This window comes from Flavobacterium humidisoli, from assembly GCF_023272795.1.
In the GTDB taxonomy this organism is placed as follows: Bacteria; Bacteroidota; Bacteroidia; order Flavobacteriales; family Flavobacteriaceae; genus Flavobacterium; species Flavobacterium humidisoli.
Map to the genome: position 1 here is coordinate 4661469 of NZ_CP096829.1, position 26645 is coordinate 4688113.

Consider the following 26645-nt stretch of genomic DNA (forward strand, 5'->3'; position numbering starts at 1 on the left):
CACTAAGACACTAAGGCGCAAAGTTTTTTTCTTAATTCAAACATAGCCCGTGGTTTCAACCACGGGCTATGTTTGAAATGTATTTATTTTCTAACAGGAAAATAATTCTCCTTCAAAATAATCTCGAGCGGAATGTAATGCGTCCGTTCTGTCTCTTCTTGTAGAACCAGTTTTTTATACAAATAATTAATCCCCATATAACCTTGATCTTCGGGTCTTTGATTGATTAAAAAATCAATTACGCCTTTATTTAAGTATTCAATGTTTTCTTTTAATAAATCAAAACCAATAATTCGAACACCTTTTATATTGTTTTTTTCTAAAAATTTGGCGACAATATACGCTCTAGAATTGGGTACAAAAACGCTGTTTACGCCAGAAAACATTTCTAAACTCAATTGATCGATTCCTGAATCTTTCAGGGTAAATTCAGAAAATTTAAAATTGGTCAATTCATCGTGGTCTTGAAAATACGAATAGAATCCTTTAATACGCTGCTGATACACAGAAGTGCTTTCGATTTCTCTAGTAATCTTAAAAATTAAAACTTGTCTCTCATTTTTTACAGCAAAACTAATTAATCTTCCAGCCAAATAGCCGCTTTGAAAAGCATTTTGTCCGACATAAGCATGTTCATTTTCTTCAGAAATATTCGAATCGATCATCACAATTGGAATATTTTTCTTTTCATATTCCTTTAAAAACTGAACAGAATCTTCGTAGAAAATTGGCGCAAATAAAAGTCCGTCGCAGTCAAACCCTAACACTTTTTGCGCCGATTCTTTAAAAGATGCCAAATCATAATCATAGAAAAAATAATCCAATACAATTCCGAATTTACTGAATTCTAAAGCTGCTTTTTCGATTCCATCCACCTGACTTTTCCAATATTCCAAAGTTTCAGATTTTGGAAGGAAAACTGCAAAATGAAATTTTTTGTTCAACGCCAGATTACTTGCCAAAATATTTCGGGTATAACCAAACTCTTCAATTATAGCATTCACCTTATCTACAGTTTCCTGCGCGACTTGCCCGCGTTTGTGTATAATCCTGTCGACAGTTCCGGCAGAAATATTAGCTAGTTCAGCAATTTTTTTAATTGTTATGATATTGATTCTTTTTAAGTTAAAAAAATAAAAGCAGTCAGGTAAAATTAATTTATTTTATTAAAAATAAGTTGTTTTACATCACTTTTTGCATACATTTGTAAAACACCGTGTGCGTACACGCAAATATACATATAACATCAAAAAATAAAAATAATAACCCATTAAAATGATACTAGACTCATTACAAAATGCACCAAAATATTATGGTCTGCATCCAAATTTCAAAAAAGCTTTTGATTATGTAAATCAAAATGACATTGCCAATTTAGAAGAAGGCGCTTTTGAAATTGGCGAAGGCTTAAAACTAATTGTAATTATCGGACAAGGAAATACAAAAGAAGAAGCGGTTAAAGGATTTGAATGTCACGATAAAAACATAGACATTCAGATTTCTATTAAAGGACCTGAAACTTTTGCATGGAAACCAAGAGAAAAATGTGTGAGCCCAAATGGCGATTACAGTGAGGAAAGAGACGTTCGTTTTTTTCATGACGCACCTGATACCTTTTTTCAAATGCAGGAAAAACAATTTGCCATCTTATTTCCAGAAGATGTTCATACCGCAATGATTGGTGAAGGAACACTGAAAAAGATCGTTATTAAAGTAAAAATATAAGTTATGAGCACTATTCAGAATTCGATTGATGTCATTGTAAAACAAGGAATGCTTCCATTGTATTTTAATGCAGACGAAAGCAAAAGCATCACGATTTTAAGAACACTTTATAACGCTGGAATCAGAGCAGTAGAATATACAAGCCGTGGTCCAGAAGCACTTTCTAATTTCAAAAAAATGATTGAAGTAAGAAACGCTGAAATGCCAGGAATGCTTTTAGGAATTGGGACCATCAAAAATTTAACGCAGGCAGAAACGTATTTTTTAGAAGGAGCTGACTTTTTTATAAGCCCAGGATTTGTTCCTGAAATTGCTTCGTTTTTAATTTCTAAAGAAGTTTTATACGCTCCAGGCTGCATGACTCCAACTGAAATTATTGCAGCTGAAAATACTGGAGTAAAATTCATAAAACTTTTCCCTGGAAACATCTTAGGTCCAGATTTTATGAGTGCCATCAAAGATGTTTTTCCAAACTTAATTTTTATGCCAACCGGAGGTGTTGATACTACTAAACAAAGTATCGAAACTTGGTTTAACGCTGGTGTGTCTGCTGTGGGAATGGGAAGCAAATTAGTTAGCAAAGAATTAATGGAATATGGTGCTTACGAGACAATCGAAAAAGAAACCAAAAGGGTTTTAGATTTGATTGAAACAATAAAAGGTTAAATCTCAAATTTGAAATTCCAAATTCCAAAACTCACAGAGATTAAACGAAAAAATTAAATTAATTATACAGAAGATACTTTATCTATCAAATTGGAATTTAAAGTATTGAATTTTTAAATAAACTCACATGAATTCAATATTCAATCTAAAAGGGAAAATTGCACTGATAACAGGAGGTGCAGGCGTGCTGGGAAGCAGATTTGCAAATACTTTGGCTCAACAAGGCGTTGTGGTCGGAATCGTTTCGCAATCACTTGAGAAAGCAGAAAGCACTGTAAAAACTTTAGAAGCCAATGGCGGACAAGGTTTCGCGGTTCAGGCAAATGTCTTAAACAAAGAAGAATTAGAAAAAGCCAAAGATTTTATTGTTGAAAAATACGGCCGTCTTGATATTTTAATTAATGCCGCAGGCGGAAATATGCCAGGCGCAACGATTCAGCCAGATCAAGCGATCTACGATATGAAAAGCGACGATTTACAAAAAGTAGTTGATTTGAATATTATTGGAACTATGCTTCCAACTCAGGTTTTTGCTGAGCTTTTTGCGAAACAGAAATCAGGAAACATTATCAACATTTCATCGGCTTCGGCGCAAAGACCATTAACGAGAGTTGTGGGCTATTCTGCTTCAAAAGCGGCAATTGACAACTTTACACAATGGATGGCGGTTGAATTGGCGCAAAAATATGGAGAAGGACTTCGTGTAAATGCTATTTCTCCAGGATTCTTTATTGGCGAACAAAACCGTGCTTTATTGCTGACTCCAGAAGGAAAACTGACTCCAAGAGGCGAAAAAATCATCGATCACACGCCAATGGGAAGATTCGGAACTCCAGAAGATATTGACGGTGCGCTTTTGTTTTTATGCAGCGACATGTCAAAATTCGTAACAGGAACGATCTTAAAAGTTGATGGCGGGTTTGCTGCAACAAGCATTTAAGATTTCTCACGTCCTGCAAGGTTTTAAAAACCTTGTAGGTATTTTTAATTTATATAAGCATTAATTTAAACCTACAAGGTTTTTAAAACCTCGCAGGAACTCAAAAAACATAAAAAATGGAACAAACATTAAGATGGTTCGGACCAAATGACCCTGTTTCTTTACAAGATATCAAACAAACCGGAGCAACTGGAATTGTAACAGCGCTGCATCATATTCCAAATGGAGAAGTATGGAGCATTGACGAGATTATTAAACGAAAAGTAGAAATCGAACACGAAAACGGCGATCCTAAAAAAGGGGCTTCTGGTTTAACTTGGTCGGTTGTGGAGAGTATTCCGGTTCATGAAGACATTAAAAAACAAACTGGAAATTACCTTCAATACATTGAAAATTACAAAGAAAGTATTCGCAATCTGGCTTTATGTGGAATCAAATGTGTTTGCTATAACTTCATGCCGGTTTTAGACTGGTCAAGAACTGATTTATCGTACACGGTTGAAGATGGTTCAAAAGCTTTACGTTTCGACATTAATGCTTTTGCTGCTTTTGAATTGTTTATTCTAAAAAGACCAGGTGCAGAAAACGAATATTCTGCTGAGCAAATTCAAAAAGCAAAAAACTACTTTGAAGCGATGACGCAAGAAGATAAAATTAAATTACAGCAGAACATTCTGGCTGGGCTTCCAGGGGCTGAAGAAGCTTATTCTGTTGAAGACTTCTTAGTTACTTTAAGTGCTTATAATCATATTGACAGACAAGCTTTAAAGAATAATCTTTTCTACTTTTTAAAAGAAATTATTCCGGTTGCCGAAAGCAAAGGTGTTTTAATGGCGATTCACCCAGATGATCCTCCTTACCCTATTTTAGGTTTGCCAAGAGTTGTAAGTACAGAGGAAGATTTAATGGAATTAATGAATGCTGCTCCTTCTCCATCAAACGGATTTACCATGTGTACGGGTTCTTATGGTGTTCGTGCTGATAATGATTTGCCTGGAATTGTGAGACGTCATGGTGATAAAATGAATTTTATTCACTTAAGAAGTACACAACGTGACGAAGAAGGAAGTTTCTACGAAGCAAATCACTTAGAAGGCGATGTTGATATGTACGAAGTTGTAAAAGCAATTCTAGAAGTTGAAAAAAGAAATAACAGCAAATTACCGATGCGCCCAGATCACGGACATCAAATGTTGGATGATTTAAAGAAAAAAACAAATCCAGGTTATTCTGCAATTGGCCGCTTAAGAGGCTTGGCAGAATTGCGAGGACTTGAATTAGGAATCAAGCGATCTTTATAATTTGCTTGCCACGAAGGCGCTAAGACGCGAAGATTTTTATTTTAGCCACAGATCAAAGAGATTTTATTTCACGCTCCCGATAGTTATCGGAGGGTGAAATAAAAAAATATAAAACTTTGTGCCCTAGCGCCTTCGTGGCAAACCAAAAAAACTAACTAACCACAAAAACCACAAAACCATGATTCGCCAAGCCATTCTTCTATCCTGTGGCTTTTTTATAAATACTTTACTGGCACAGGAAATACCCAAAATCATTACTTCAAAAACCGATTATCTGCCTGATTTTAGTTATGCAGGTTATCATTTTGGAGAAACTAAACTTCCAGAATCGGATGGAAAAATTATTAATGTAACAGATTTTGGCGTAAAAGCAAATGATAATTTAGACGATTCAAAAGCGCTTTTAAAAGCCTTTAAAGCCGCTAATGCAGTTGAAGGAAATGTCATTTTGCAATTGCCAGCAGGACGCATTATTTTAAGCGAAATTCTCTATATCGAAAGAAGCAATTTTGTACTTCGTGGTGCAGGTTCTGGAGATAATGGAACTGAAATCTACTGTCCAAGACCAATGATGTATCTAAAAGATTCGGATGTTTTGGCAGAACTTCGCGAATACTTAACCACTTTTGATAAAAGACAGCGTGAACCTGAAAACAATATTGATCTGCCTTTCTCTCAATACGCATGGTCTGGCGGTTTTATCTGGACGCAAGTTCCGGGCGAACGCGTAAAGTCCTATTTGGATAAATACGAACCAGAATCTAATCCGTTGGCGAAAGTCAGTTCGGGGAAAATGGGCGAACATATCATTACTGTCTCTGATGTAAAAGGACTAAAAGTTGGTGATGTTGTCGAATTGCAATTGTTCAATAAAGACGGCGAAAATGGCGAAATTATTCAAGACTTATATCAAGGAGCCAAAGTAAAACCTGGTTCACATCACTGGAAATTTCCAAAACTTCCCATTGTGAGGCAGCAGGTCGAAATTACAAAGATTTCGGGTTCTAAAATTACTTTAAAAACACCTTTAACTATTTCAATTAAACCAAGCTATCAGGCGCAATTGGTTGAGTGGAAACATCTAAATGAAGTCGGAATTGAACATCTTCGTTTTACTTTTCCTGATATTCCGAGAGTGGCGCATCATGTTGAACCTGGCAATAATGGTATTTTCTTAACCCGTCTTTTCAACAGCTGGGTTAAAGATATCAAAATCACCAATGCTGATAGTGGAATTTTAGCCGAAGAAGTTTCTAACGTTACCATACAAGATATTACAACTGACGGCCCGCATTTAGCACATTATACCGTAACTTTAGGCGGAGTGCATAATATTTTGGTTAAGAACCTGAAAATCTATAATTCTGCCGTTCACCCTTTAAGTTTCAACACTTTTGCGACTAAAAATGTGTATCAGAACTGCGAGATATTTACAGATCCGGTTTTAGACCAGCATTCAGGAGCCAATCACCAGAATTTATTTGACAATATCACGGTTCATTTAAAAGCTTATAAAAATAATAGTTATGCTTTATTTGGCGGTGGCGGTGCTGATTATTGGAAACCTTCTCATGGTCCTTTCAGTACTTTTTGGAATTTAAATGTTCAGGTTGAAAATCGAGATTCATCAAAACCAGTTTTATTGTATGGAATGAAAGACGGCGCTTTTGCAAGAATTATTGGAGTTCATGGAAATGCTAAATTTGAAATTAAATACGATGTCGATCCTTATATTGAATTTTTGAATACGGAAATAGAAAAAATTCCGTCTTTGTACGATTATCAATTTAAAAAGCGATTGAAAAAATAATTTAAACACATAGAAACATAGCTTTTTGGGGCGTAGAAAGGCGTTTCACTTACATTAATAATCATAGCTATGTGTGAAAAATAGTTTTTGAAAATCAAATTTTTGTCGAGCTTCTCGTGGAGATTTCTCTCCTGAGGCTTCGGGATCGAAATGACAAAAATGAGAAAACCTCTGCTCCTTTAAACCTTTGCCTCTCTGAACCTTTAAAAAAAACGCTATGAAACTCAAAATAGCTCTTTTGTTTATCGTATTTATGAGCGGAAATTTGTTTTCCCAGAATAAATACCGTCTTAAAAATTTCTCTACGACAGATGGGCTTTCGCAGAGTTCTGTCATTGCTATACATCAGGACAAATTTGGGCAAATGTGGTTTGGTACACGTGACGGTCTGAATAAATATGATGGAAGCCGTTTTACGATTTTCAGGAACGATGCTGCCGATAAATATTCAATCAGCAACAATGATATTTTAGCCATTGAAGAAGATGATTCAGGGAAAATCTGGGTAGGAACGTACAACGGACTCAACTGTTATGATCCTGTTTCGAATCGTTTTACAAGATACCTTCACACCAAAGCCAATCATACGATAAGCAATAATGCCGTTTGGAGCATCAGAGAAATTGGCGGTGAAATATGGTTTGGAACCTCAAAAGGATTAACGATTTATAATAAAAAAACAGGATTATTTACTTCGGTTTTTCATTCAGACGACGATGCTTCTACCCTTCCGAGCAATAATATCTTAAGCATTCTAAAAACGCAAAAAGGAGAAATCTGGATCGGAACCACGAAAGGTTTGTGTAAAGTAACAAATCGAATGAATGGAAAGTTGTTCTTTAAAAATTATCCTTTAAATACCACCGATTTATTAAACGTTCAATCGGTTATTGAAGACAAAGCCGGCAGCTTGTGGGTCGGGACAAAAAACAAAGGCCTTTTAAAATTCGATCTAAAAGAAAAAGCTTTTGTTTCTTTTTTACCAGTTGAAAAATACCGCGAAATCAATACGGACATTCGTTCTTTGGTAATTGACAATCAAGGTTCTCTATGGGTTGGTGCTTATGACGGAATTTATATTTTAGGAAAAGACAAAAGCCTACAAAAAATAAATAACAGTAATAATGCAAACGGAATCGACAAAGTAAAGTCGGTTTTTATGGATAAAAAAGGTTCTATTTGGATTGGCTGCTATTACAAAGGCGTAAATCTTTGGGATGTTTCGAATGTTAATTTCTCCAATTACAATCAGAATTCGAAAAAGATTCCGATGAGTTTTGATGTCGTTAGTTCTATTATTTCAGATAAAAACCAGAATATTTATTTTGGAACTGAGGGTGGTGGAATTACCATTTATAATACAACAAGCGAAACTGTAAATTATATCAATAGTAAAACTGGACAAACTCATAAAAATGATATCAAGGCCATGTGTCTTGCAGATGATCATATTTTATGGATTGGAACTTTTTCGAAGGGACTATCGGCTTACAATACCCTTTCCAAAAGAATGGAAGACAATAGAATTGCATCTGATTTAACCGAATTATTAAAAGAAAGCGGTGTTTATTCTCTTAAAGCTGAAAATAAAATCTTATGGATTGGAACCTTTGGCAAAGGTTTAATTCGTTACAACACATTAGACAAAACCTTCCAAATTATTGGAAATGATACTTCTAAACCTGTTTTTCTAACCAATAATATGGTTCGCAGTATTTTGATCGACAAACAAAATTCAATCTGGCTCGGAACACAAAATGGTTTAAATCGTATTTCACTTCAAAATTTTGATTCTAAGAAATACCAAATACAACATTTCTTTTACGATCATTCGGCTCTGTCAGGAGATGATATTTTGACTTTGTTTGAAGATTCTCAGAATAAAATATGGGTGGGAACAAAAGCCAAAGGACTTCATGTTTTTGATGGAAAAAAGTTTACCAGAATCAATCTTAGAATTGGAAATACGGTTATTACTTCTATTCATTCAATTTTAGAAGATGATGATAAAAACTTATGGATTAGTACCAATCAGGGAATTATAAAGTACAATACGATTAAAAAATCGGTTGTAATTTACGATCAGAAAGATGGTTTGGCGAGTAATGAATTCAACGATAATTCGGCCTTAAAATTAGGTTCAAATCAGTTTTATTTTGGAAGTCCGTTGGGTGCCACTTTTTTCGATGCCACAAAAATTTCCTTGAATAATTATGCTCCACAGGTTTTAATTACCGATTTAAAAATTAAAAACGAAACGGTAAATGCGCATGACAAAGACGGAATTTTAGAACAAAGCATTGGTTTTACCAAAACGATCACTTTGGATTATGACAAGGCGAATTTCTCGATCAGTTTTGCGATTCCGAATTACATTCGATCTAAAAACAATCAATACAGTTATCGTTTGGTCGGTTTAGAAAATAACTGGACAACCACTAAAAACAGTGAAGCTAATTTTGCGATTCAAAATCCTGGGACTTATACGTTTGAGGTTCGCGGGGCAAACAATGACGGCGTTTGGAATCAGGCTCCAACGACTTTAACCGTTATTGTAAATCCAGCTCCGTGGCGCAGTATTTGGGCATTTATGCTTTATGGAATCATAATTGGTTTAGGTTTATATGGTCTGATTTGGATTATGAAATCTAAAGCGAGATTGAAACAAAAATTAGAATTGGAATATCTGGAAACACAACGAATTGAAGAAAACAATAAACTAAAATTAGATTTCTTTACCAATATTTCGCATGAATTCAGAACGCCTTTAACCTTAATTTTAGGTCCGTTACAGCAAATTTTAGCTGATTACAACGGAACAAATGAAATGTACAAAAAGCTTCTTGTGATTGAAGGAAGCGCGAATCATCTGTTGAGTTTGATTAACCGTTTAATGGATTTTAGAAAACTGGAAAATCATCAGGTTACGCTGGAATCAGCAAAAGGAAATATTGTCAAATTTACCAAAGAAATCTTTTTATCTTTTATAGAATATGCCAAAGACGGCGGTTACAATTATTCTTTTGAAACTGAAAACGAAGAAATCCTAGTCTATTTTGACCGATATAAACTAGAACGTGTATTTTATAATTTGATTTCAAATGCTTTCAGATATACTCCAAAAGGCGGTTCGATCAAAATTAAAATCAATCACGACCAGCAGAATCTGTTTATTGCTGTTGAAGATTCGGGTGTGGGAATTGCAGAAGAACATATCGATAAAATATTCGATCTGTTTTTTGAAGTTCCAACACATAATCAGGTGCAGAAAAATTACAATAAAGGAACAGGAATCGGTCTTTCGATCGTTAAAAATATTGTTGAACTTCATAAAGGAAAAATTGATGTTACCAACAAAAGTACAGGCGGTGTAATTTTTAAAGTCACTTTACCACTCGGGCGTGAACATCTTTTAGACAGCGAAATTATTCCTGATTTTAAAATCAGTGATGATATTGAGCAATACAAAGCGCAATTAGAACCTTCGGAAGTCATCGAAAATGAAGACATCGAAGATTTAATTGTAAATGACGAAAAACAAACGATATTGATTGTTGAAGATCATAAAGTCTTGAGAAAGTTTATGAAAAACCTTCTCAAAAAAGACTACAATATTATCGAAGCCGAAAATGGTAAGATTGCTTTAGAAAAAGCTTTGAAATTTGTTCCAAACCTAATTATCAGTGATGTGATTATGCCAGAAATGGTTGGAACTGAGCTTTGTTCGAAAATTAAAGAAAACATCAAAACCAGTCATATTCCAGTTATTTTACTAACTTCAAGATCTTCATTGGTTTATAAATTTGAAGGACTGGAAAGCGGTGCCGATGATTACATCAGTAAACCATTTAATTTAATGGAATTCAGGCTGCGTGTTAAAAATCTTCTAAACACGACTGAACGTTTAAAAATCAAATTTTCAAGCGAAGACAGTTTTATTCCGTCAGAAATCACGGTTTCTTCTTTGGATGAAGAATTATTGAAAAAAGCATTCAAGATTGTAGAAGAAAACATTTCTAACGAACAATTTGATATTCCGTTTTTCTGTTCAGAATTAGGCGTGAGCCGAACGATGTTATTTTTAAAAATCAAAGCTTGGACCAATTGCACACCAAATGAATTTATTCATGAAATAAGATTAAAACGTGCGGCTCAATTATTAGAACAAAATAAATTAACCGTTTCTGAAATCAGTTATAAAGTCGGTTTCAACAATCCGAAATACTTTAGCAAATGCTTTCAGAAAAAGTACGGAGAAACTCCATCTCAATACGCCGACAAATTTTATAAATCTTCAACTATTGAATTGTGAAATGTGAAATGTGAAATGTGAAATGTGAAATGTGAAATGTGAGATGTGAAAATGTGAATTGCTAGATGTGACAATCTTTTACTTTTTACCTTTTGCTTTTTACATTTTACTTTTCACATTTCTCATTTCTCATTTCTCATTTTCTTATTTTCTTATTTTACTTAAACAATCCTTATTTTTAAAGGCTTTAAAAAGGGTATCTGTATTTTTAGATACCCTTTTTTGTATTTCTATTTCTTTTTTGCCTTATACATTTGCGATATGAAAATCAAAAAAACAAAATTCTTATTGCTGCAAATTCTCTTTGTCATCATCATAATCGGAATGAGTTTATTGCTTTTCTACTTTATCTAACTTATTAACCTTAAAACCAAAAAATGAATGTTTACAAACCACAAAAACAAATCGTTTAAATGGTGTTTTCTAGTATCTTTTTTACTGGTAAATATCGTGATGCATGCACAGGAACGAAAAGTAACTGGAAAAATAACTTCCAGCGAAGATTTACTCGGACTTCCTGGTGCTAATGTCTATATCAAAAATTCCTCTGTAGGCGCTTCTGCCGATATGGACGGAAATTATACTGTAATTGTAGGAGAGAAAAATGCTGTTTTAGTTTTCAATTTCGTCGGATTTCAAAGTGTTGAAATTCCAGTTGGAACTAAAAATGTTATCAATGTAAGTTTAAAACCAGATACGAAAGCACTTGATGAAGTCATCGTAGTGGGTTACGGTACACGTAAAAAGAGTGACATTACGGGCTCTGTATCTTCTGTAACAGCAAAAGAACTGACAGCTTTTCCTGTTTTAAATGCAGAACAAGCTTTACAAGGACGTGCAGCAGGTGTTTCAGTAATGACCAATAACGGTGGTGAACCTGGAGCTCCTACAAAAATCAGGGTTCGTGGAGGAACTTCTATTAACGCTAGCGGAGATGCTTTGATTGTTGTAGACGGCTTCGCAGGTGTTTCCATGCCAGCTCCTCAAGATATTGCTTCAATTGAAGTTTTAAAAGATGCTTCGGCAACTGCTATTTACGGATCTCGTGGATCTAATGGAGTTATCATGGTAACAACCAAAAAAGGAAAACCAGGAAAACCAGTAATTGAGTTTAGCAATTCGACTTCGATTCAATCCGTAAATAATAAATTAGATTTATTAGATGCAGATCAATTTGCGACTTATAGAAAAAGTTTCACAACACATACACAAGGTCCTGCAAATACAGACTGGCAAGACGAAATTTATCGTGAAGGAATGATTTCGAATACGCAGCTGTCTTTTTCTGGCGGCTCTGAAAATATAAGATATTATGTTTCTGGAACGTATTTTAACCAAAATGGAGTTGTAATTAATTCGGGTATTGATAAATACACAATCGTAGGAAATCTTGAGGCCGATTTATCTCCAAAATTTAAAGTGGGTTTGAACACTTTTACAAGCAAACAAAACAAAGAAGGAATTGTGAGCCAAACAAGCGCTGGAGGTACTGGTGCAGCGGGTGTAATTGCTTCTGCATATCGTTTTATGCCTGATAAAGGAATTTATAATGCAGACGGAACTTATACAACAACTGCTCCAATTGGAGACGATATTGACAATCCGTACGCCACAGCAATGGAAAATATTTTGGAAACTGTTTCTATCGTAAACCGAAACAATTTCTTTGCTCAATATCAAATTACTAAAGATCTTGATTTTAAAACTACTTTAGGTTTAACCGATAATAATTCACAAACAGGAAGATTTATTCCTTCAACTTTAATTGCTGGAAAAAACATCAAAGGAGAAGCTTCTGTAAACAACACTAGATTTTCTTCTTTCTTGACAGAGAATTATTTGACTTTCAAGCGTGAAATTATCGACAAAGGAATGTTGACGGTTCTTGGAGGATACTCGTATCAAAAAAACAAAAACGAAAATTCGTACGCTGCTTCAAGAGGTTTTTTAACGAATACGAATTCTTATAGAAATTTAGGTGCTGGAACGGTTTTCTTAAAACCTGATTCTGGTTTATCTGAAACAGAATTAATTTCTGCTTTTGGAAGATTGAACTTTGATTATGCAGATAAATATTTACTAACGTTTACAGCAAGACGAGACGGTTCTTCTAGTTTTAGTAAGAACTACAAATATGGAACTTTTCCTTCTGGAGCAATTGGATGGAATATTAGTAAAGAAAACTTCTTAAAAGACAATAAGACGGTTTCAAACTTAAAATTGAGAGCTAGTTATGGAGCAACAGGAAACCCTTCAATTGGCGCCTACTCTACTCTTTCTAGATTCTCTGAAATATATTATGTAAGCGGTGATGTGATTACCAATGCGGTTCAGCTGACTTCATTAGACAATCCGAACTTAAAATGGGAAACCTCTTATCAGCAGGATTACGGAATTGATTTAGGTTTATTTGATAACAGAATCAGTATCACAGCAGATTATTATAAAACAATTACCAAGGATCTATTGTTTAACAGACCTTTACCAGGAATTTCTGGAATTGCTTCTCAGCTTCAAAACGTGCGTGAATTAGAAAATAAAGGATGGGAATTGGGTATTAATACCAGAAACTTTATTGGAGCCGATTTTACTTGGTCAACAAACTTTAATATTTCTTCAAACAAAAACAAAGTTTTAAAATTGGCTGATAACAAAGATCTTTTAATCAACTCTGCTCCAGGGCATTTCTTAGCTACTGAATCGCAGATTTTAAGAGTTGGACAACCTGTTGGTTCTTTCTTCGGATTCATTTATGACGGCGTAATTCAGCAAGGTGAAGCAATTTTACCAGGAAACTTTGAAACTGTTGCAGGTGGTGAAAAATTTAGAGATGTAAATGGCGACGGAAAACTGGATTCTCAAGATAAAACAATCATCGGAAATCCAAACCCAGATTTCATCTTCGGATTCAACAATGATTTCACTTATAAAAATCTTGATCTGAATATCTTCTTTCAAGGTTCGCAAGGAGGTCAAATCTTAAACTATACTTTGATGGAATTAGCTTCTGGAAATAACAACGCTACAACTGAAGTTTTAGATGCTTGGACTCCAACCCACACTGATACAAATGTTCCTGCAAATGCGGCAAGAACCAAAAGAATCACTTCAAGATTTGTTTATGATGGAAGTTATATCCGTTTAAAAAACATCTCTATAGGATACAGTTTAGATGAAAAAATTGTTTCGAAAATGGGATTAAGCAAAGTTCGTTTTTACATCAGTGCGCAAAACCTTTGGACGATTACAGATTATCCAGGTACCGACCCAGAAACAAACTACTTAAACGATTCGAATTCTAGAAGTAATACTTATTTAGGGTTGGATTACGGAGGATATCCAAACGTAAGAACATTTACAGCAGGATTCAATTTAAAATTTTAATCTAAAACCACTATGAAAAAATATATAGCTCTTCTTTGCTTAGGAACAATGACTTTTTTCAGCTGTTCTGATCTAGAAGAAAAACCAGTAGGAATTATTCGTCCAGACAACTTTTTTAATAATACAGATGATTTGCAGGCCGCAGTAAATGGCGCTTTTGCCAATATTGGCCACAATAATTATTGGGGAAGAGAATTTACAATTGCCCTTATGCTTCGTGACGACATGTCTGATATTGGCGACAGAACAACACAAGCAGCTCGTATCGATGTAAACGACATGTCTATGAACGATACCAACGCTCTTGTGGCAAACTTTTGGCCTCAATCGTATGTAATTATCACTGCAGCAAATCAAGCGATTGAAGGTGCTAAGAAAACACCTGGAGATCCTGCAAAAGTAAATGCTATTGTCGCTCAGGCTTATTTTGCAAGAGCTTTTGCTTATTATCATTTAGTACGCCTTTTTGGCGATATTCCTTACGTTGATTTTGTGGTAAACGATGTTAGTCAGATAAATTCTATTGGTAAAACAAAAGAAGCTGATGTTTATCCAAAAATTATTGCCGATTTAGAATTTGCGAAACAATGGCTGGACGATAAACCAAAAGTAAAGGCCGTTCCAGGAAAAGGTACAGCAGCAGGTTATTTAGCTTCTGTTTATTTGACTTTAGGAAATTTTCAAAAAGCATATGATGAAGCCAAATATGTGATTACAAACGAAGCGAAATTTGGTTTAGGTCTTGATGCTGATTTTCAGGATTTGTTCAATGCTACCAAAACAGCTTCATTAAAAGAGCCACTTTTTACAATCGACTTTAACAACTTAACCTCTGGAAATTACGGTCAGGATTATACGGCGTTTTTTACAGGATCATTAAAAGATGACAGTTATAGCTACGGACAAGGATTCTCTGTTGCCGTGCCGTCTTTAAAAGTTTTTAATACTTGGGATCAGAGGGATTATAGAAGAGCGGTAAGTTTTGATACCATCATTAGAAAGAAAACAGGACCAGGAGGAGCTTTGCAAGTGTATCCTTCAAGCGATAATGAGAAAGCGCCTCGTCCGCACATTGCTAAATATTTCCGCTTTCCAGGAAAAGCAGGTGCTAACGGAAGAACTTCTCAGCACAATTATATCACAATGCGTTTTGCAGAAGTTTTATTAACTGCAGCTGAAGCTTTAAACGAAATTAATCCGGGAACAACAGAAGCTGATGGTTATGTAAACCGTGTTCGTGCCAGAGCAAGAAATAAAGCAGGAAAATTAGTTTCGTTTCCAGCAAACGTAACTCCTGGGCTTTCTCAGTCAGATTTTAGAAAAATGGTTATTGATGAAAGAAGATTAGAACTGGCTTTTGAATATGTAAGATGGTACGACATTAAACGATTAAAAATCGGACCAGAAGTATTCGGACCAAATGGTCTAGAACCGCATGCTAATTTTGATCCAAACAGAGATTATCTATGGCCATTGCCAGGAACAGAATTGGCTATTAATCCGAATCTAAAACCAAATAATCTTGGTTATTAATATTGCACGCGGATAAAACGGATTTGCTATCGCAAAAACGCTGATTTTGCATGGATTTTTTCTCTCGCAGATCTCACAGATTTGGCTGATTTTTACTTCACGCAGATTAAATTGCTTTTTAATTTAATTTGCTCAAACTGTAAAATCTGCGGAAACAATTATTCGTGGCGTAATAAAAAAAATCCGTATAAATCCGCGTTTTCGCGATAGCGAATCTGTCAAATCCGCGTCTAAAAATTACGATCACAAAATATTTAATATGAAGAATGTCAGTTTCATTTCTTTAATTCTTGGGTTTGCATCGCTGTTAACAGCGTGCAAATCCGGAATTAATACTCACACAAAAACTACCTCTGCAGCGACAGAAAAACTGGAAACGCGTTACAAAATGTTGCTCGATTATCCAGTCGATTCGATGTCTATGCCTAGAAGTATGAATATAAAAACTCTTGAAATTCGCAAAGTGCCGTCGAGAGATTGGACAAGCGGTTTTTTTGCTGGAAATCTTTGGCAATTGTACCGACTTACAGGCGATTCAAAATATAAAGAACAAGCTCAAAAATGGACTCCTTTCAGCAAAAAAGAAAGTGTCAACAGTAATTCGCATGATGTAGGTTTTAAAGTGTTTTGCAGTTTTGGAGAAGCTCTAAAAGTGGAAAACAAGAAAGAGTACGAAGCGGTAATTATTAAAGGCGCTGAAACTTTGTGTACAAGGTTCAATCCAAAAGTGGGTTCGATTCGTTCTTGGGATTTCAACAAGGAAATTTGGGATTATCCTGTAATCATCGACAATATGATGAATCTGGAATTGCTTTTTGAAGCTTCAAAGTTATCTGGAAACAATAAATACCGTGATGTCGCTATCAAACACGCCAATACGACTTTAAAAAACCAGTTTAGAGCAGACAATTCATGTTACCACGTTATAGATTATAATCCAAATACAGGTGAAGTCAGAAAGAAAACTACGCTTCAGGGGTATAATGACGATTCGGTTTGGGCGCGCGGTCAAGGTTGGGCCGTTTACGGATTTACGATGTCCTACCGATATACAAAAGATCCTGCTTATTTAAAACAAGCCGAAGCGACAGCAAAGTTTTTTATGACAAATAAAAACCTGCCAGAAGACGGAATTCCGTATTGGGATTTTAAAGATCCGAGTATTCCAAATGCAGCTCGTGATGTTTCTGCAGCAATGGTAATGACATCAGCATTATATGAGCTGTACGGTTATACTAAAAATGATGCTTATCTAGCTTTTGCCGATAAAATGATGGCTTCGGTACAAACCGATAAATACATTTTAGACACCACAATTAAAGCGCCTTTTCTTTTTGACCACAGTACAGGAAACTGGCCTAAACACGATGAAATTGATGAACCAATAATCTACGCCGATTATTATTTTCTAGAAGCATTAATAAAGGTACAAAGGCTAAAAGGTTCAAAGTAACAAAGGTTTTGAATCTTTGAATCTTTGAGCCAGAAAACCTTTGAACCTTTGTAACTATGAACCTTTGTAACTATGAATAAACCGAATAAAACTTTTTCAATTTTTGCGCTTTTTGTTTTGTTTCAAATTTGTCTGAGCAGTTTTGCTCAGACAAAAAGAAACATTAATGACAACTGGCTTTATTTAGAAAATCATACTTCAAACCTCAACGAAGCCGAAAAAGCTTCAAACTGGATTTCTCTTAATTTACCACATACTTGGAACGCCGAAGATGCAACCGACTTATATCCGGGTTACAGACGCGATGCCAGCTGGTATCAGAAGAAATTAGACATTCCGCAAATCGATAAAAACCGTGTTTATTCCTTATATTTTGAAGGTTCAAATGTTACCACAAAAGTATATGTAAATGGAAAAGAAGCTGGTTCGCATATTGGCGGATATATTGGCTTTTCAATAAACATTACCAATTTCATCAAAGAAGGAAATAACGATATTTTTGTACGTGTTGATAATAGCTATGATATTGAAATTATTCCGTCTCAAAAGAGTGATTTCTTTATTTATGGCGGAATCACGCGCGATGTGTGGCTGATTTCAAAGTATAAAAATCATATTGAAAATATAAAAATTACAACTCCTGAAGTTTCTGCCAAAAAAGCTTCGGTGCAAATTGTTTCTACTTTTGTAAATCCAGATAATTCAAAAGATTTATCATTGACTGTAACTTTAAAAAATCCGAAAGGGAAAAAAGTGGCAAGTAAAACAATTCCTGTTACCGATAAAACTTCAACAATTACTTTCGAAAATATCAAAAACCCAGAACTTTGGGATACCGAAAAACCTAATTTATATAAACTAAGTGCTGTTTTATCAGAAAAAAATCAAATTAGGGATAGTGTTTCTGAAAAAGTAGGTTTTAGATGGTTTGAATTTAAGGATCATGGTCCTTTTTACCTTAACGGAAAACGTTTGCTAATTCGCGGTACACATCGTCATGAAGAACAAGCGGGAGTTGGTGCTGCTATGAGCAACGAGCAGCATTGGGCAGATATGAAATCAATCAAAGAAATGGGCGCTAATTTTGTTCGCTTAGCACATTATCCGCAAGATCCTGAAATATATAAAGCTTGTGATGAACTTGGTCTTTTGGTTTGGGATGAACTGCCTTGGTGCCGTGGAGGAATTGGCAACGATGTCTGGAAAACGAATACCAAAAACATGTTGGAAGAAATTATCAATCAAAATTACAATCATCCGAGCATTATTATTTGGTCTTTAGGAAACGAAATCAACTGGCTTCCTGATTTTCCTGATGGAGATAATGCAGATAAAACCAATGTTTTTTTAAATGAACTAAACGAAATTGCTCATAAACTGGATCCAACTAGAAAAACGGCGATTAGAAAATACTACGAAGGATCGCATATTGTGGATGTTTTTTCACCTTCGATTTGGTCGGGCTGGTATTCTGGAAGTTACAAAAGCTACCAAAAAGCAATTGATGTTTACAAAAAAGAATACAAGCATTTTATTCATGCCGAATATGGCGGAGACAGTCATGTTGGCCGTCATAGCGAAAATCCAATTACAGGCGAAAATGTAATAAAAGCTGAAGGATGGGAAGAAGCCATTGTACAGACTAAAATCGCTAACATTGCTCAAATTGGAGATTGGAGCGAAAATTATATAGTTGATTTGTTTGACTGGCATTTGCATATATCCGAGAATGATCCAACGTTTGTGGGAAATATTCAATGGGCATTTAAGGATTTTGCAACGCCATTACGTCCAGAAGATGATATTCCGTATATGAACCAAAAAGGATTAACAGACCGAAACGGAATTCCAAAAGATGCGTATTATGTTTTTAAAAGCTATTGGGCAAAAGAACCTTTCGCTTACATTGAATCACATACTTGGACAGAACGTCAAGGTCCAGAAAATACGCCAAGAACCATCAGCGTTTTCAGTAACTGCGATAAAGTAACTTTATTCCACGACGGCAAATCATTGGGAGAAAAACAGCGAAATCTTTCCCTTTATCCTGCTAATGGTTTAACTTGGGATGTCAATTTTAAAAAAGGAGAAAATACCCTAATTGCTATTGGTAAAAATAAAGATGGCAAAACGGTTTCTGACACCATAAAAGTCAATTACCGTTTCAATAAAAATGACACGGCCTCTTCTTTGCAATTATCTTCAGAAAAATTGAAGAATGGGAATTATCTCGTAACAGCAATTGCAATTGATAACAATAATTTACGCTGTCTGGATTATGAAGCGAGTGTTTATTTTCAATGTATGAAAGGCGGAAAAACGCTAAAAAATCAAGGAACTCCAACGGGAAGTGAATCTATAAGAATGGCAAACGGAAAGGCTTCTATTGAAGTTGTTCCAGACGGTTCAGGCAATCCGATTGAAATGACAGCATTGAATCAGAGTTTTAAAGGGGAATATTTGAAGATTTCTGTTGAGTAAAAAGATTCTGAGATGCTAAGGCACTAAGATTCTAAGTTTTTTTTAGTCTAGTTGTCATGCTGACAAAAAAACTAGTAAAAAAAACTTCGTGCCTTAGCGTCTTCGTGGCAAAAAATACAATTACAAAACAAATTATAATACAATGAAAAGACTATTAACCACATTACTCCTTATCTATTCCTTTCTGGGGTTTGCACAAAATTTAATCTCAAACGTTCCAAACCGAAATATCACTTCATTAAACGGCGTTTGGAATTACATTATAGATCCTTATCAAACAGGATTTTACAGCTTTCACCTTGATCAGTACGACAAACAGGAAAAACCAGCAAAAGGAGCATTTTTCACGAATTACCACGCTCAAAACAAACAGGAGCTGGTAGAATACGATTTTGATAAATCGCCAACCATTACTATTCCAGGCGATTGGAATTCGCAAGTTACGGAACTGAAATATTATGAAGGAAATGTATGGTTTAAAAAGTCTTTCGATTACAATCTGGCAGCTAACAAACGTCTGTTTTTATATTTGGGCGCCATCAATTACAAAGCTGATGTTTATTTAAACGGAAAGAAACTAGGAACTCACGAAGGCGGTTTTACGCCGTTTAATTACGAAGTGACTTCGATTGTTCAGCCAAAAGATAATTATTTGGTTATAAAAGTGGATAATACGCGCCATAAAGAAGATGTTCCAACAGTGAATACCGATTGGTGGAATTATGGTGGAATTACGCGTGATGTAACTTTAATTGAAGAAGAATCTTCATTTGTGGAAGATTATAACATTCAGCTGAAAAAAGGGAATGCAAATGTTATTTCGGGGTTTATCAAGATCAACAATTTAGAGGCGTCAAAAAATCAGGTTTCAATTGCTATACCTGAATTAAAAATCAGCTACAAAGGAAAAGCGGATAACAACGGAATTTTAAACTTTGAAATCCCAGCCAAAAAAATCTCTTACTGGTCGCCAGAAAATCCGAAACTATACGATGTAACCGTTAATTTTAACGGACAGAAATTAAATGATAAAATTGGTTTTAGAACAATTGAAACCCAAGGAGACAAAATCTTATTAAATGGGAAACCAGTCTTTTTAAGAGGAATTTCTATTCATGAAGAAAATGCAAAAGGCGGACGTGCTAATTCTGAAGAAGATGCTTTACGTTTATTGAATTGGGCAAAAGAATTAGGCTGTAATTATGTTCGTCTGGCACATTATCCGCATAACGAAAACATGGTTCGAGAAGCTGATAAAATGGGTTTAATGGTTTGGGAAGAAATCCCAGTTTACTGGACTGTGGAATTTACTAATAAAAATACGTATCAAAATGCCCAAGATCAGTTAACGGCTGCGATTACAAGAGATAAAAACAGAGCAAGTATAGTAATTTGGTCTATGGCAAATGAAACTCCAGTTTCTGACGCGAGAAATGCTTTTATCACAAATTTGGTCAATCATACAAAATCATTGGATAATACAAGGTTAATCAGTGCCGCTTTATTAACGCATAACGGAAAGATTGACGATGAAATTGGCAAATCGCTTGATATTATTGCTTTCAATCAATATTTAGGCTGGTATGGCGGTAACTTAGAAAATGCTGAAAAAACATTCTGGACTACGCCATACAACAAACCAGTTTTCGTTTCTGAGTTTGGAGGTGATGCAAAAGCGGGTTTTCATGGAGAGAAAAACGAACGCTGGACAGAGGAATATCAGGAATATTTATACATCCAGAATCTAAAAATGATTGAGAAAATTCCACATTTAAGTGGAACCAGCCCTTGGATTTTAGTTGATTTCAGATCTCCAAAAAGATTGCTTCCGGGTATTCAGGATGGTTACAATCGTAAAGGTTTAATTTCGAATGATGGTGAAAAGAAAAAAGCGTTTTATATTATGCAGGATTGGTATGCGAAGAAGAAAAAAGAGTATTAAAAATTATTTCGTCATTACCAATTCATTAACAAAAAACAGGCTGTAAATTATATGATTTTTCTTCATTATTAACTTACTTTGTAGTTATTCTAAAAATTGTAATCCTATGAAAAAAATTTATTTACTGGCAGTTACATTGTTTGCTGCCTTTACAGTTCAGGCACAAGAAGTGGTGAAATTTGCTCCATTAGACAACAGTCCTGTTGATATTTCTTATTTCCCAAACAAGGCGGTTAAATTCAAAAAAACAGATAATCCAAATCCGGTTATCAAGGTTACTTACGCAAGACCTTCTGCAAAAGGAAGAACTATTTTTGGCGATGTTGTTAAGTTTGGAGAAATCTGGAGAGTTGGAGCTAATGAAAATACAGAGATTAAATTCTACAAAGACGTAACTATTGGCGGTAAAAAAGTTCCTGCAGGATATTACAGTTTATTTGCTATTCCAGAAAAAGATAAATGGACAATCATTATCAATAAAGAGTTGGATTTATGGGGTGGTTATGCTTATGATGAAAGCAAAGACGTTGTGAGAGTTTCTGTTCCAGTTAAACCCGTAAGCGACACTATCGAGGCTTTATCTATTGCGTTTACAACTCAAGGTAATGTAGCTATTTTAGTTATTGGATGGGATAAAACAACAGTTGAATTGCCTATTACGATTAAATAAGTTTTAATGATATATGCCACGAAGGCACAAAGTCGCAAAGTTTTTTTAAGCTTTGCGACTTTTTTTTGGGCAAAGTAACCCCATTTTTGTCATTTCGACGAAGGAGAAATCTCCACGAGAAACTCTACAAAGATTGGCTTATTATTGCGGAGCTGCTTGCGAAGATTTCTCCTTCGTCGAAATGACAAGATTGTGTGATAATCTGTCGAAAAAAACTTTACTAATCTTCTGCTTTGTAAGACTTTCTCATGACACAAAAAAGTCCCTTTAAGATTGTAATCTCAAAGGGACTTTTGCAATTGTTTTTTATGCTTAAACCTTAGCAGTTTCTATAATCTTATCCAACGTAATTGGTAAATCTCGAACACGTTTTCCGGTTGCGTTAAAAACGGCATTTGCAATTGCAGGTGCCATTCCAACTAAAGCCGTTTCTCCAAGACCTTTTGTTCCCATTGGATTACTGATTGGGTCTTTTTTATTGACGAAAAATACTTCCTGTTTTTCAATATCGGCATTTACAGGAACATGATAATCGGCAAAATTATTATTGATTGGACGGCCAAAACGATGATCGATTTCTAATGCTTCCATCAATCCCATTCCGATTCCTCCTACTGCTCCGCCAAACATTTGTCCAGCCGATGTTTTTTGGTTGATAACTGTTCCGATATCGGCACAAGAAACCACATGAGCCAATCGTATTATCCCCAGATTCGGATTCACTAATACTTTTACAAAGTGAACTGAAAAGGAATAAATCGAGTATTTCTTTGCTTCTTCTGCGGCTTTAGAAAGATTTTCAACTTCAAAATCTTCTAATTTATTACTACTTAAAAGTGCCGTTAATGCAACCGATTTAGATTTGTCCTTTTTAGAAGAAACTGCACCATTTTCAAAAGTTAAATCTGTGAGGGCGATTCCTTTTAAAGCAGGATTTTTACTTCCTAATTCAACTATTTTACTCAATAATAAATTACAAGCATCATGAACCGCAGAACCAACAGACGAAGTCGTTGCCGAACCACCTTGCGTTGGACCTTTTGGCAATCCGCTTTTTCCCATTTCGATAACTACATTTTCGGCTGGCAAGCCAATTACTTCGGCTCCAATAGCTGTCATCATAGTTGCAGTCCCTGGTCCCATATCATTTACACTGCATTGCAATACTAAATCTCCATTAGCCAAAAATTTTGCCTTTACAGAAGTTGGGCTTCTATAACAGCCAAAAGTTCCTGTTCCCATTCCGTAGCCCACAAGCCAGTTTCCTTCTTTAACAGAACCTGGTTCATTTTTACGGTTTTTCCAGCCTATGCGTTCCATTCCAGCCTCGTAGCATTCTAAAAGAAATTTACTGCTCCACGGTTTATTTTGTTCTAGATCTTTTTCAGCATAATTGCGTTTTCTGAATTCAATCGGATCTAAGTTTAATTTATAAGCCAATTCGTCCATTGCACTTTCTAAAGCAAAAGAACCTGTTGCTTCTCCCGGACCACGCATCCAGATAGGTGTGCAGGTATCCAAAGGTACAATTCTATAACGTGTCGAAACGTTTGGACAATCATAAATAAATCGGGACATGTTTACGGTACCTTCCATAAAATCCTCATAGCTTGAAGTCATTGCAACTGCTTCATGCGTTAATCCAGTCAGTTTTCCGTCTTTAGTAGCACCCAATCCCATTTTCTGAATTGTGTATGGTCTGAAACCAACATTGGTAAACATTTGCTCACGATGCAATACTAATTTAACTGGACGATTTAATTTTTTAGCTCCTATCAAAGCTGCAATTTCATATGGCCAAGTGTGCAATCCCATTCCGAAAGCACCACCAAGATACTCCGCATGAACCTCAACATCTTCAACAGGCACTCCAAAAACTCCAGCAACACTTCTACGCGTTCCCTCGACACCTTGACTTTTTGTATATAAAATTGGTTTATTTCCGTCCCATTTGGCTATAATGTTTGCCAGCTCCATTGGGTTATGCACCTCAGTTGGAATCGTATATTCGGTTTCCAGAATAACCTCAGCATTTTTATAACCATCTTGTTCACCGCGATGGTAATCATTTCCTTTATCGGTATCGACTTTCTTTTCTTTTTCAGCAGCCTTTTTAAGTTCTGTCGAATGTTCTTCTTTAAAATAATCGGCTTTAATTAAACTCGCCGCATATCGCATACGCTCAAAAGTATCGGCAATAACCAAAGCAATCGGCTGATCGTAATACAAAACAGAATCGTCCTTGAAAACCTGTAATGGCTGACCAAAATTATGCTTGTCTTTTGCTTTTTCGTAACCAGCAGGCTTATCTACATTTAAATGCGTAATTACAGCCAAAACTCCAGGAGCCCATTCTGCTTTTTTAGTATCAAGGGTTTTAATTCTTCCTTTCGCAATCGTACTTCCTACCAAACAGGCGTAGACAACACCAGCCGTTTTATACTCTGCCGAATAAGTTGCTGATCCCGTTACTTTAGCAAATCCGTCAACTCTATTAATATTACTTGTCTTGCTCATAATTTAATTATTTTGATGCTGCTATCGTAAGTGCTTCTGCTACTGCATTCTCTCCAAGCATTAGTTTAAAATTATTATCCCCAAATCCTTTTGCACCTTTCATAGACAAATGGCCTGCTTGTTTAAACAGATCTTCTGAAATTGTTTTCCCTTTCAGGAATTTTTCTGTTTCAGTCAATCGCCATGGTTTATGTGCCACGCCTCCCATAGCCAATCTGACATCGTTTATGGTATTATTTTTTATATCTAAAGCCACAGCAACAGATACCAATGCAAAAGCATAACTCGTCCTATCACGAACTTTAAGATAATGCACATTTTTACTAAAATTATTATCTGGAATTTCAACAGCAGTAATCAATTCTCTACTGTCAAGCGTATTGTCTTTTTCAGGCGTATTTCCAGGAAGTTTATGAAAATCAGTAAACTTAATTTCTCGTTTTCCTTTTGGACCATCTACCAAAACTGTTGCATCGAGCGCTGCCAAAGCCACACACATATCACTTGGATGAACGGCAATACAACTATCCGAAGTTCCAAAAACAGCAGCCATTCGGTTAGAACCGCCAATCGCACCGCATCCGCTTTTTGGAACACGTTTGTTGCAAGGCATATCGGTATTGTAATAATAAGAACATCTCGTTTTCTGCAGCATATTGCCTCCAACTGTCGCCATGTGACGAATTTGCTGAGAAGCTCCAGCAGCTAATGCTAATGCCAACAAAGGATGTTTTTCTTTAATAGAAGCATCTTCGGCAACCTGACTATTTTTTGCCAATGCGCCAATCGTAACTTTTCCTTTTAAGAACTCTATTTTCTTTAAGTCTAATCCGTTAATGTCTACTAATTTATCTGGAGCGACGATATTCTTCTTCATTAAATCCACCAGATTCGTTCCTCCAGCAATAAACATAGAGGAATCATCTTTTGCTTTTCCTGTAATTGCCGAAGACGACGACAAGGCTTTAATTATCTGAAAGTTTTTCATATTTCCTTCCCTCCTTCCTTCACTTCCGTTATAGCGTCAACGATATTATGATAAGCACCACATCTACAGATGTTACCACTCATATATTCACTGATTTCTTCCCTGCTATTAGCATGACCTTCTTTGATACAAGCAATTCCAGACATAATTTGTCCGGGAGTGCAATATCCGCACTGAAAACCGTCGTGTTTGATAAAAGCTTCCTGCATTGGATGCAGTTTTTTTCCTTTCGAAAGTCCTTCAATAGTAGTTACTTGTGCGTTTTGCTGCATCGTTGCCAAAGAGAGACACGACAAAATTCTAGTTCCATTTACGTGAACAGTACACGCGCCACATTGTCCGTGGTCACATCCCTTTTTGGTTCCTGTAAGCTGTAACTGTTCCCGAAGCAAATCCAATAAAGTAGTTCTCGGTTCAATATTCAGATTGTGTTTTGTGCCATTTACTTCAATAGAAAGCGGTACTGTTTCTAAATACTCCGCTATTTTTTCATCCCATTTCTTTTCTGTAGCCATAACCAATGAAGGCGGCGTCAGGGCAAGAGCGGTAAAAAGTCCTGATTTCTTTATAAAGTCACGACGCGAATTGGAATCTTCGGGCATTACTTTATTCTGGTTTGTTTTTTTAGAAGCCATTCAATCTATTTGTTAAATTAGCAAATTCGCTTTTGTCATTCTAACAAATTTAGCGATCTTATGTAAGAAAAAATTATAAAATTCAAACATTACTCTTATTTAGAATAATTACAATTTTGCGTTTTTTTTAACCGCAAAGAGCGCAAAGGTTTTTGTTCTAGAGTATTTTATAAAAACGCTAAGATTGCAAAGCTGGAATTGATAAAGCTTTGCGAACTTTGCATTCGCTTAAGATAAAGTGATATAAAAAAACTTTGCGCACTTTGCGATAAAAAACACACATTAAAC

Annotated in this window: 16 protein-coding genes; 12 read left to right on the plus strand and 4 right to left on the minus strand. The window is 35.5% G+C overall.

Features of this window, described 5'->3' with window-relative positions; genetic code table 11:
* Nucleotides 1-83: 83 nt before the first annotated feature.
* A complete protein-coding gene (locus M0M44_RS19755; RefSeq protein ID WP_420842789.1) occupies nucleotides 84-1154 on the minus strand; it encodes a substrate-binding domain-containing protein in 1071 nt (356 codons plus the stop codon).
* Nucleotides 1155-1275: 121 nt separating this feature from the next.
* On the opposite strand from M0M44_RS19755, the gene M0M44_RS19760 reads away from it, so the two are divergent.
* From M0M44_RS19760 to M0M44_RS19815, 12 genes are all read left to right on the plus strand, one after another.
* On the plus strand, nucleotides 1276-1725 hold the full coding sequence (locus M0M44_RS19760; RefSeq protein WP_248727248.1) for a NanQ anomerase/TabA/YiaL family protein: 450 nt from the start codon (nucleotides 1276-1278) through the stop codon (nucleotides 1723-1725).
* Nucleotides 1726-1728: 3 nt separating this feature from the next.
* Nucleotides 1729-2391: a bifunctional 4-hydroxy-2-oxoglutarate aldolase/2-dehydro-3-deoxy-phosphogluconate aldolase gene (locus M0M44_RS19765; protein WP_248727249.1), complete on the plus strand. Its 663-nt coding sequence runs from the start codon at nucleotides 1729-1731 to the stop codon at nucleotides 2389-2391.
* Between the two features lie 127 nt (nucleotides 2392-2518).
* Complete coding sequence (locus tag M0M44_RS19770; protein WP_248727250.1) at nucleotides 2519-3331, plus strand: SDR family oxidoreductase; 813 nt, start codon at nucleotides 2519-2521, stop codon at nucleotides 3329-3331.
* A gap of 116 nt (nucleotides 3332-3447) precedes the next feature.
* Nucleotides 3448-4632: a mannonate dehydratase gene (gene uxuA / locus M0M44_RS19775; protein ID WP_248727251.1), complete on the plus strand. Its 1185-nt coding sequence runs from the start codon at nucleotides 3448-3450 to the stop codon at nucleotides 4630-4632.
* 178 nt (nucleotides 4633-4810) lie between these two features.
* The gene (locus M0M44_RS19780; RefSeq protein WP_248727252.1) at nucleotides 4811-6442 is read left to right on the plus strand and encodes a hypothetical protein; all 1632 of its coding nucleotides are present in this window, start codon (nucleotides 4811-4813) and stop codon (nucleotides 6440-6442) included.
* Nucleotides 6443-6659: 217 nt separating this feature from the next.
* Nucleotides 6660-10754 (plus strand): two-component regulator propeller domain-containing protein, encoded by a 4095-nt coding sequence (locus tag M0M44_RS19785; RefSeq protein ID WP_248727253.1) that lies wholly within the window; start codon nucleotides 6660-6662, stop codon nucleotides 10752-10754.
* Between the two features lie 381 nt (nucleotides 10755-11135).
* Nucleotides 11136-14138, plus strand: a complete 3003-nt coding sequence (locus M0M44_RS19790; protein ID WP_248727254.1) for a SusC/RagA family TonB-linked outer membrane protein — start codon at nucleotides 11136-11138, stop codon at nucleotides 14136-14138.
* A gap of 12 nt (nucleotides 14139-14150) precedes the next feature.
* Nucleotides 14151-15671 (plus strand): RagB/SusD family nutrient uptake outer membrane protein, encoded by a 1521-nt coding sequence (locus M0M44_RS19795; protein ID WP_248727255.1) that lies wholly within the window; start codon nucleotides 14151-14153, stop codon nucleotides 15669-15671.
* Between the two features lie 259 nt (nucleotides 15672-15930).
* On the plus strand, nucleotides 15931-17124 hold the full coding sequence (locus tag M0M44_RS19800) for a glycoside hydrolase family 88 protein (RefSeq protein WP_248727256.1): 1194 nt from the start codon (nucleotides 15931-15933) through the stop codon (nucleotides 17122-17124).
* A gap of 72 nt (nucleotides 17125-17196) precedes the next feature.
* Nucleotides 17197-19605, plus strand: coding sequence for a glycoside hydrolase family 2 protein (locus tag M0M44_RS19805; RefSeq protein WP_248727257.1), 2409 nt, complete (start codon nucleotides 17197-17199; stop codon nucleotides 19603-19605).
* A 142-nt stretch (nucleotides 19606-19747) separates the two neighbouring features.
* Nucleotides 19748-21547 carry a glycoside hydrolase family 2 protein gene (locus M0M44_RS19810; protein WP_248727258.1) on the plus strand — a complete coding sequence of 600 codons (1800 nt, stop codon included), beginning with the start codon at nucleotides 19748-19750 and terminating at the stop codon, nucleotides 21545-21547.
* A 106-nt stretch (nucleotides 21548-21653) separates the two neighbouring features.
* The gene (locus M0M44_RS19815) at nucleotides 21654-22217 is read left to right on the plus strand and encodes a DUF2911 domain-containing protein (RefSeq protein ID WP_248727259.1); all 564 of its coding nucleotides are present in this window, start codon (nucleotides 21654-21656) and stop codon (nucleotides 22215-22217) included.
* Between the two features lie 312 nt (nucleotides 22218-22529).
* Here M0M44_RS19815 and M0M44_RS19820 read toward each other — a convergent pair whose 3' ends face one another.
* The 3 genes from M0M44_RS19820 to M0M44_RS19830 are packed head-to-tail and all read right to left on the minus strand — an operon-like array spanning nucleotide 22530 to nucleotide 26357.
* Nucleotides 22530-24734 (minus strand): xanthine dehydrogenase family protein molybdopterin-binding subunit, encoded by a 2205-nt coding sequence (locus tag M0M44_RS19820; RefSeq protein WP_248727260.1) that lies wholly within the window; start codon nucleotides 24732-24734, stop codon nucleotides 22530-22532.
* A gap of 7 nt (nucleotides 24735-24741) precedes the next feature.
* Nucleotides 24742-25722 (minus strand): FAD binding domain-containing protein, encoded by a 981-nt coding sequence (locus M0M44_RS19825; protein WP_248727261.1) that lies wholly within the window; start codon nucleotides 25720-25722, stop codon nucleotides 24742-24744.
* Entirely contained in the window at nucleotides 25719-26357 is a 639-nt protein-coding gene (locus tag M0M44_RS19830) for a 2Fe-2S iron-sulfur cluster-binding protein (RefSeq protein ID WP_248727262.1), read from the minus strand. Before M0M44_RS19830 ends, M0M44_RS19825 begins: the two co-directional genes overlap by 4 nt.
* Nucleotides 26358-26645 lie beyond the last annotated feature (288 nt).

Bases quoted from the DNA above. Each gene is read 5' to 3' on its own strand.
- M0M44_RS19760 (WP_248727248.1), top strand. From the start codon at position 1,276: ATGATACTAGACTCATTACAAAATGCACCAAAATATTATGGTCTGCAT.
- M0M44_RS19765 (WP_248727249.1), top strand. From the start codon at position 1,729: ATGAGCACTATTCAGAATTCGATTGATGTCATTGTAAAACAAGGAATG.
- M0M44_RS19770 (WP_248727250.1), top strand. From the start codon at position 2,519: ATGAATTCAATATTCAATCTAAAAGGGAAAATTGCACTGATAACAGGA.
- uxuA (WP_248727251.1), top strand. From the start codon at position 3,448: ATGGAACAAACATTAAGATGGTTCGGACCAAATGACCCTGTTTCTTTA.
- M0M44_RS19780 (WP_248727252.1), top strand. From the start codon at position 4,811: ATGATTCGCCAAGCCATTCTTCTATCCTGTGGCTTTTTTATAAATACT.
- M0M44_RS19785 (WP_248727253.1), top strand. From the start codon at position 6,660: ATGAAACTCAAAATAGCTCTTTTGTTTATCGTATTTATGAGCGGAAAT.
- M0M44_RS19790 (WP_248727254.1), top strand. From the start codon at position 11,136: ATGTTTACAAACCACAAAAACAAATCGTTTAAATGGTGTTTTCTAGTA.
- M0M44_RS19795 (WP_248727255.1), top strand. From the start codon at position 14,151: ATGAAAAAATATATAGCTCTTCTTTGCTTAGGAACAATGACTTTTTTC.
- M0M44_RS19800 (WP_248727256.1), top strand. From the start codon at position 15,931: ATGAAGAATGTCAGTTTCATTTCTTTAATTCTTGGGTTTGCATCGCTG.
- M0M44_RS19805 (WP_248727257.1), top strand. From the start codon at position 17,197: ATGAATAAACCGAATAAAACTTTTTCAATTTTTGCGCTTTTTGTTTTG.
- M0M44_RS19810 (WP_248727258.1), top strand. From the start codon at position 19,748: ATGAAAAGACTATTAACCACATTACTCCTTATCTATTCCTTTCTGGGG.
- M0M44_RS19815 (WP_248727259.1), top strand. From the start codon at position 21,654: ATGAAAAAAATTTATTTACTGGCAGTTACATTGTTTGCTGCCTTTACA.
- M0M44_RS19820 (WP_248727260.1), bottom strand. From the start codon at position 24,734: ATGAGCAAGACAAGTAATATTAATAGAGTTGACGGATTTGCTAAAGTA.
- M0M44_RS19825 (WP_248727261.1), bottom strand. From the start codon at position 25,722: ATGAAAAACTTTCAGATAATTAAAGCCTTGTCGTCGTCTTCGGCAATT.
- M0M44_RS19830 (WP_248727262.1), bottom strand. From the start codon at position 26,357: ATGGCTTCTAAAAAAACAAACCAGAATAAAGTAATGCCCGAAGATTCC.